Annotated in this window: 7 protein-coding genes and 1 pseudogene; 2 read left to right on the top strand and 6 right to left on the bottom strand. The window is 69.1% G+C overall.

What is annotated here, in order from left to right:
* Nucleotides 1-555 precede the first annotated feature (555 nt).
* From ABY44_RS24100 to ABY44_RS24090, 3 genes are all read right to left on the bottom strand, one after another.
* Nucleotides 556-1,215, bottom strand: coding sequence for a methyltransferase family protein (locus tag ABY44_RS24100; RefSeq protein WP_060173990.1), 660 nt, complete (start codon nucleotides 1,213-1,215; stop codon nucleotides 556-558).
* A gap of 156 nt (nucleotides 1,216-1,371) precedes the next feature.
* Nucleotides 1,372-1,536, bottom strand: coding sequence for a hypothetical protein (locus ABY44_RS24095; protein WP_162836114.1), 165 nt, complete (start codon nucleotides 1,534-1,536; stop codon nucleotides 1,372-1,374).
* Nucleotides 1,537-1,790: 254 nt separating this feature from the next.
* Complete coding sequence (locus tag ABY44_RS24090) at nucleotides 1,791-2,210, bottom strand: HIT family protein (protein ID WP_021159927.1); 420 nt, start codon at nucleotides 2,208-2,210, stop codon at nucleotides 1,791-1,793.
* Nucleotides 2,211-2,290: 80 nt separating this feature from the next.
* Here ABY44_RS24090 and ABY44_RS24085 point away from each other — a divergent pair.
* Together ABY44_RS24085 and ABY44_RS24080 are read left to right on the top strand one after the other, a co-directional pair.
* Nucleotides 2,291-2,573, top strand: a pseudogene (locus ABY44_RS24085) (hypothetical protein); the annotation flags it as partial.
* Nucleotides 2,574-2,764: 191 nt separating this feature from the next.
* Nucleotides 2,765-4,174, top strand: a complete 1,410-nt coding sequence (locus ABY44_RS24080; protein WP_060173991.1) for a serine hydrolase domain-containing protein — start codon at nucleotides 2,765-2,767, stop codon at nucleotides 4,172-4,174.
* Nucleotides 4,175-4,253: 79 nt separating this feature from the next.
* Here ABY44_RS24080 and ABY44_RS24075 read toward each other — a convergent pair whose 3' ends face one another.
* The 3 genes from ABY44_RS24075 to ABY44_RS24065 all read right to left on the bottom strand — a co-directional run bounded on the left by ABY44_RS24075 (nucleotide 4,254) and on the right by ABY44_RS24065 (nucleotide 7,312).
* The gene (locus tag ABY44_RS24075; RefSeq protein WP_027790394.1) at nucleotides 4,254-4,877 is read right to left on the bottom strand and encodes a glutathione S-transferase family protein; all 624 of its coding nucleotides are present in this window, start codon (nucleotides 4,875-4,877) and stop codon (nucleotides 4,254-4,256) included.
* A gap of 72 nt (nucleotides 4,878-4,949) precedes the next feature.
* On the bottom strand, nucleotides 4,950-6,449 hold the full coding sequence (locus tag ABY44_RS24070; protein ID WP_060173992.1) for a TIGR01777 family oxidoreductase: 1,500 nt from the start codon (nucleotides 6,447-6,449) through the stop codon (nucleotides 4,950-4,952).
* Entirely contained in the window at nucleotides 6,446-7,312 is an 867-nt protein-coding gene (locus ABY44_RS24065) for a thiol-disulfide oxidoreductase DCC family protein (RefSeq protein WP_060173993.1), read from the bottom strand. The genes ABY44_RS24070 and ABY44_RS24065 overlap by 4 nt, the downstream gene beginning before the upstream one ends.
* Between the last annotated feature and the right edge of the window lie 20 nt (nucleotides 7,313-7,332).

Genomic DNA, 7,332 nt, shown 5'->3' with positions numbered 1-7,332 from the left:
GATGGCGCCGCCGATCACCGAGCCCGTGCTGCCGCCGAGCGCACCGCCGACCGCTGCGCCGGCTACCCCGCCGAGCGCGCCGCCAAGCGCGTTGTTCATGTCACCTGCCAGGGCCGGCAGCGCAGTCGCGCCGGTCAGCGCGGCGACGACGAGAGCGGGGGCGATTTTCTTCCACATTCCCGTATTCTTCCTTGTTCGCAATCTGGTTATCGAAGGTCCGCTCGGTACGACGATCCGAATCGATCGACGTCGGGTCTGGCATTGTGCCGAACCGCGGACCAATTCATTTCAATGAGCTTGCGGCGAAGAATAGCACCGGTCCCGCATCCTTGCCGTCGACATTCTGGTAACAAGTTGTTTACGAACAGGCGCCCCCGAACGCCCGCACCAGAATGCCCGCAAACCCGCGCCGGCATTGGCTCTGCCGAGGTTCCGGCCCTGCGCGACGACGGGTCGTCCATGCGGGGCGTCGCACGTTTGCGACACACGTGGCAACACATCGGGCACGTGTCGCGAGCGGGCCCGGAAACGACGGTCGGGGAAAAATGAAGGGGGTCAGTACACGCCGGGCAGCAGCCGCCAGGTTCGCGCGCAATACGCGTCGTACTCGGCGCCGAATTGCGCACGCAGCAGCGCCTCTTCGGAGCGGATACGCGCGACGAGCGGGATCATCGTCAACACGACCAGCAGCACGCCGACACCTGAGCGGAACGCGAGCGCCCAGCCGACCGAATTGACGAGCAGGCCGAGATAGCTCGGATTGCGGATGCGGCGGTAGATGCCGTCGGTCACGAGCGTATGGCCCGGCTGGATCGCGACGAGCCCGCTGAAGCGCTTGCCGAGCACGAACACGGGCCAGATGCGCAGCACGCCGCCCGCGATGTAGAGCGCAACGCCGGCCCAGCGCACCGCGTCGCCGCCGAAGGTCCAGAAGTCGAGCCGGTCGGTCAGCGCGGGCAGGTAGGCCAGCAGGAACCCGCTCACCCCGAACGCCGCGAGCACCCAGCGGTTGTCGCGGTTCTCGCGCTCGCCGCTGCTCAGGTTGCCTTCGGTGAACATCGCCGCGACGGCCATCGCGAGTGTCGCGACGACGACGACGGTCAGCGGCGGATGCGAGAAGAAGGCCGCGAACCCGCCGCTGCCGAGCACCGCGAGCCCGAGATAGACGAGCGTGGAGATGCCCGACAGGGCGGCGACCTTGCGGGTGACTGTCATGACTGCCTCGCCGGAGTGCGCTTTCCTGTGAATTATAGGAACCGCGCACACGGCGCGCGGCGCGCCGCCGTCATGCGGCGCGCGAATCCGCGCGCATCGTCCGGCACGACGCCACGACCCTGGCCGGGGCGGCCAGGGCCCGCGCCCGGTGCCGGGTCAGCGGATGCGGAAGTTGCCGCCGATCCCGACGCTGACAGGCGGCGCGTAATACGCCGGCGCATAGCCGTAGTAGGCCGGCGCGGGCGCATAGCCGTACGGCGGCGCGACGTAGCAGCCGGACAGGCCGCCGATCAGGGCAAGCGTAATGAGAAGTCTGGACATGGCTCGATTCCCGGCGCGAAAGACGAATGGCACCTCGCGAAAGCCGCGCCGCCGCGAGGTGCGGCGGCCGGCACGAAGAGGCGATCCGCCCTTCCTGTCGCTCGATGAAGCAATGCGCCGAGTCTAGCGCCGGGTCGGCCGGGCCGAGTTTCGCCGGCGGTTACACGTGTTACCTCGCATGACCGCCGAAACAGGTAATGGCGCGACGACCGGCCGGTGTGCCGTGGCGCGCCGTGCCGCATACGCTCGACGCGTTACACGAAACGCGCGCGAATGCGCTGCGCGAGCGCTTCGAGCGTCGCCGCGTCGGCGATCTCGCGCGCGTGCATCCGCAGCTCGGCGCCTTCCCAGCGCGGGATCACGTGGAAGTGCACGTGCGGAACCGTCTGGCCGGCTGCCGCGCCGTTGAACTGGCCGATGAACACGCCGTCCGGCTCGAGCGCCGCGCGCACCGCCGCCGCGACGCGCTGCGTCATGCGGATGCCGGCCGCGGCTGCGTCGCCGGACAAGTCGAAGATCTGCGCGGCCGGCTCCTTCGGGATCACGAGCACGTGGCCGTCGGCCTGCGGCATCAGATCCATGATCGCGAGCGTCGTGTCGTCTTCCGCGACCTTCACGCACGGCAGTTCGCCACGCAGGATTCTGGCGAACGGGTTGTTGTTGTCGTAGGACATGTCGGGTTCCGATATCGGTTGGACTGGGAAAGCGGGAATGCAATGCCGGACGATTATCGGCCGACGACGGGTCGGATTTCAACTTGCCGGGCCGGGTCGCGCTGGCGCTCGCACCGAACGGCCATCTCGTGACCGCGAACGGCGACGCGTCAACGCCGACCCACTGCGGCCGAGCGAGATCGTCGAATTTACGGTGGACGGGCGCTTCGTCGCGCAAATGCAGGTCGACACCGTTCCCAGGCCGCGTTCGGCCAGGCGTTCGGGCGCGGCCGCAAAGGCCAGCCGCAATTCGCGGCCGTCGACGACAACACGAATACCGCGACGGTCTGGACCCTGCGCTCCGACCACGACAACGCGCAGTGATGCGCCGCTTGAACGGGCCGCACGCGGCCGGCTCGACCTCGGCGATCGACACAGACGATTCGCACAGGCCGGGCAATCCGCGCCGTGTCGACGCTGCCCGGCATCGCCGCCCTCGCGATTGCCACCGCCGGCCCGAACCTGCCACACTGCCGGTTCGTGTTCCGCCTTCAGACAACCGAGGACACCCGCGCATGACGATCCCCTTCAAGAAGCCGATCCTGCGCGGCGTCGCGCTCGCGGCCGTCGCCGCGATCGGCTACACGGGCTACATGCTGTCCCGGCTCGCGCCGGTCGCGACCGGTTATGCGGCGAAGGCGCTGTGTTCCGGCGTGTACGTATCGGGCCGCCCTGCCGCGTCCGTGATCGACGTCGACATCATGGCCGGCGTGCATCCGCTGCTGAAGCTGGTTCGCCCGTCGATCGATCCCGACCATCATCGCGCCGTGGCGACTTTCGCCGGCTTCGCCGGACGCGAAGCCGACTTCCGGCCCGGGCTCGGCTGCACGCTCGCGATCGGGCCGTCGCCCGGCGCGTTGCCGGCCGCGCTGCCGCGCCTCCCCGATCCGCCGCCCGCGCAGCCCGCACCAGCCGCGCCGGCCACGCCGCCGGCCGGCATCGACGCACGGAAACTGCAGACCGCGCTCGACCGCGCGTTCGACGAGCCCGATCCGGCACGACCGCGGCGCACGCGCGCGGTCGTCGTGATGTGGCGCGGCCAGGTGATCGCCGAACGCTATGCGCCCGGCTTCACGGCCGACACGCCGCTGCCCGGCTGGTCGATGACGAAGACCGTGACGGCCGCGCTGGTCGGCGCGCTCGTCGCGCAGCACAAGCTGTCGCCCGATGCGTCGGCGCTACTGCCCGAATGGCGCGGCAGCGGCGATCCTCGCGCGGCCATCACGCTCGACGAGCTGCTGCGGATGACGAGCGGCCTGCAATTCAATGAGGACTACGACGACCCGCTGTCCGACGTCGCGTTGATGCTGTTCACGCAGCCCGATACCGCGCGGTTCGCATCGGCGAAGCCGCTCGCGGCGACACCCGGCACGCAGTGGTCCTACTCGAGCGGCACGAGCGCGATCGTCGCACGCGTGATGCGCGAGGCGCTGGGCGGCAGCGGGGACGACTATCTCGCGTTTCCGCGTCGCGCGCTGTTCGCGCCGCTCGGCATGCGCAGCGCGGTGTTCGAGCCCGATGTGTCCGGCACACTCGTCAGTCCGTCGTACATGTATGCGAGCGCACGCGACTGGGCGCGCTTCGGGCAGCTTCTGCTGCAGGACGGCGTGTGGGACGGGCAGCGGCTGCTGCCGGACGGCTGGGTACGCTACCTGACGCGCGCGACGCCGCAGTCGTCGCGCCAGGAATACGGCGCGCAGCTGTGGGTCAAGGTGCCGGAGCCGTTCAACGATCGCGACCCGCACGCGGTCGCGATGCCGGCCGACGCGTTTCATGCGGTCGGCCATGAAGGCCAGTTCGTGAGCGTGGTGCCGAGCCGTCAACTGGTGGTCGTGCGGCTCGGGCTGTCGCGGCCGGAATCCGCGTGGAACCACGAGGCGTTTCTTGCGCGCGTGCTCGACGCGCTGCCGGCGCCCGGCGCGTGACGACGGGTACGTGGATCGATGAATCAGGCGTGAAGCGGCAGCGATGGCAACACGGCCGCCTCACACGCTACTGGCCGGCTTACGGATTCGCGCTGCCCGCGTATTGCTTGAAGCCTTCGCGCGTCGCGAGACGTTCGATATAGCGTGACACCGCCGGCAATTCCGGATGCTCGAACGGCGTGCCGAACCAGCGGTTCACCGACAGGCCGATCGGAATGTCCGCGAGCGTGAACGTATTGCCGGCCACGTACGCGCCCGTCTTTTCGAGCTGCGCGTTCAGCACCTGCATGTGCTTCGTCCAGCCTGCGATCGACTGCGCGATGCCGGCCGGATCCTGGTGATCGGGCGATTTCCGCACGAGGCCGAGGAACGCGCCGACCCACGAGCGGTTCAGGTCCGCGCCCTGCCAGTCGATCCATTGGTCGACCCGCGCACGCGCCTGCGGCTCGGCCGGATACAGCGCGTCGCCGCCGTAACGATTCGCGAGGTAGCGGATGATCGTGTTCGATTCCCAGAGCACGAAATCGTCGTCCTTGATGACGGGCACGAGCGCGTTCGGGTTCAGCGCGAGATAGGCCGGATCGTTGGTCGTGCGAAAGCCCGCGCCCCAGTCTTCCTGTTCGAACGGCAGGTTCAGTTCGGTGCACAGCCACAGCACCTTGCGGACGTTGATGGACGGAATCTTGCCGAGGATGTGCAGCATGCAGTCTCCTTGTGAGGTCGGATGCGGAGCGTTCGGGGCGCACGACGCGCCACGAACGCATTCACGCCGAATTTATACACGACGGCGCGGCAAACGACATGCCGTACGCGGAAAATCCGCGTGCGGCCGGTTCGTCAGGTCGCGCAGCGCGTGCTCGGCCGTCGGGAACCGGAACATGAATCCGTCCTGATGCAGCCGCGCCGGCATCACCCGCTGCCCGTCCAGCAGCAGCGCGGCCATCTCGCCCATCGCGATGCGCAGCGGCGCGGCCGGCACGTGCAGAAACGCGGGGTGACCCAACACCTTCGACACGACCTGCACGAACTCGCGCTGGGTCAACGGCGCGGGTGCGACCGCGTTGTAGACGCCGTGCATGCCCGCGTTCGACATCGCGCGTGCAATGATCCGCAGCACGTCGTCCCGGTGAATCCAGCTCATCACCTGCGTGCCGTCGCCGAATCGCCCGCCCATCCCGAAGTAGTGCGGCAGCAGCATCGGGCGCAACGCGCCGCCGGGGCCGAACACGAGGCCCAGCCGCAGCACCACCGAGCGCACGCCATGACGCTCGAGCGCCTGCGCGGACTGCTCCCACTGCCGGCACAGCCCGGACATGAAGCCGGTGCCGGCGCTGCTGCGCTCGTCGAGCCGCTCGTCGGAAGGCCGCACGCCGTAGTAGCCGATCGCCGACGCCTGGATCCACGTGCGGGGCTTGACCTCGGCGGTCTCGACCCAGCGCATCAGCGATTCCGTGACGCCGACACGGCTGGCGAGCAGCACCGCCTGCCGGCGCTTGCTCCAGCGCGCGCCCAGCACCGGCGCACCCGCGAGGTTGATGACCGTGTCGAAACGCTCGTGCGGCCGCAGTTGCCCGGCGGACGTCACGCTGCGCACACGGCCCTGAAACTGGTAGGCCGCGCGCAGCGGGTCGCGCGCCAGCAACGTGACCGTATGGCCCGCATCGAGCAGATGGTTCACGAGGGTTTCGCCGATGAAGCCGGTTCCGCCTGTGACGAGCACGTTCCCCGGCGGCTGCCCCGCAAACGGATTGGCGGCCGGCGCGCGTTGCCCGATCCGGCAGGCCGCGATTCCGTCGCGGATGCCCGATACCGTCACGCCGACGGCAAACACGCTCAGCAACCCGCCGCGCCAGCCGAGATCGAGTACCTGAAGCGCGGTCGGCTCGTGCGCCCAGACGGCCAGCTGCATCGCGATCATCCCGAACAGCGCGCCGCCGTTGACGGCCAGCAGCGTGTGCAGCACGCGCTCGGTCGCCGGCAGCTTGCGGCTCTGGTCCTCGACGACGAAATCCCACAACGTCAGCACCACCTCGACGACCACCACCGCCGCGAGGGCCGCGACCCACGCGCCGTGAAAGGCGACGTTCGCGATCGACGCGAATACGAGACCGTAAAGCACGGAGCGCACCGCGTGAATCCCCAGCTCGAGCCGCGCGCGCGGGCTGTGCGGCAGATCCTGCGTGAGCTCGTGGTGATAGAGCGTATCGAATGCGCCCATCGCGCCCTGCACGATCAGCAGGTTGAGCGCCCAGTCGTAAGCAGGCAACGTGTTCATGGGGTATCCCTCCTCCACAGCCACACAAGTGGCGGCACCATCGCGACGAGTGTCGCCGCGTCGATCGCCACGTGGCCCGATACTCGGGCCTGCAATGAAAACAGCATGTCCTGCGGCGCCCAGATCGCCAGGCCGGCCAGCAGCCATCCCCACACTTCCCGCCGGCGCAGCCGGTTGCCGAGGTGGACGAGCGCCAGCATCCAGACCGACGCGCATTGCACCGTCGCGCCGATCAGCGACATCCACCAGACCTGCTGCGCGCGTGCCGGGCCGGGCGCCGTGCCCGCCCAGAAATGCAGCTCGATGACGCGGTGATACGCGTCGAGCCACGGCGTGCCGGCCACCCACGGAACGGCGATGCCGACGAGCAGATGGGCGAGCGCCGCGCCATACATCCAGGTCACCACGATGCGGCGCATGTCATCGCGCGCGGGACGATCGGCCTCGGGTTCGGCGGCACGGTCGCTACCGCACGCCGGCCCGTCGCACGCCGCTTCGGCGCGATAGCCGAGCCAGCGCGAAACGGCGTGCCGGTTGCGCGCGAAGCGGCGATACAGCGGTGCCAGCACACCGCGCACGACCGGCACGCGAAGCAGCCGGACGAGCCAGCCGCGCCCGGTCAGCGCATGGGCGGCGAGGATGCCGTCCACACCGGTCAGCATGCGTCCGTCCGGCAGACGCGCATGAAGCTCGCGATTCAGCGCGGGCAGGCCGACACCCAGCGGCGCCGGGTCGAAGCCCGGCCCGGCGATATCGACGAAAGCCAGCCGCTGCTGCGCGTCGCGGGCGCCGAGACGCCGTATCTGCGCGACACATAACGGACATCGTCCGTCGAAGTACAGCACCAGTTCACTTGATTCCATGATTCGCATTCCTTCTTGTC

The organism is Burkholderia sp. ZZQ-2, from assembly GCF_050768715.1.
Classification (GTDB): Bacteria; Pseudomonadota; Gammaproteobacteria; order Burkholderiales; family Burkholderiaceae; genus Burkholderia; species Burkholderia cepacia.
This window is presented reverse-complemented; position numbering and strand designations above follow the sequence as displayed.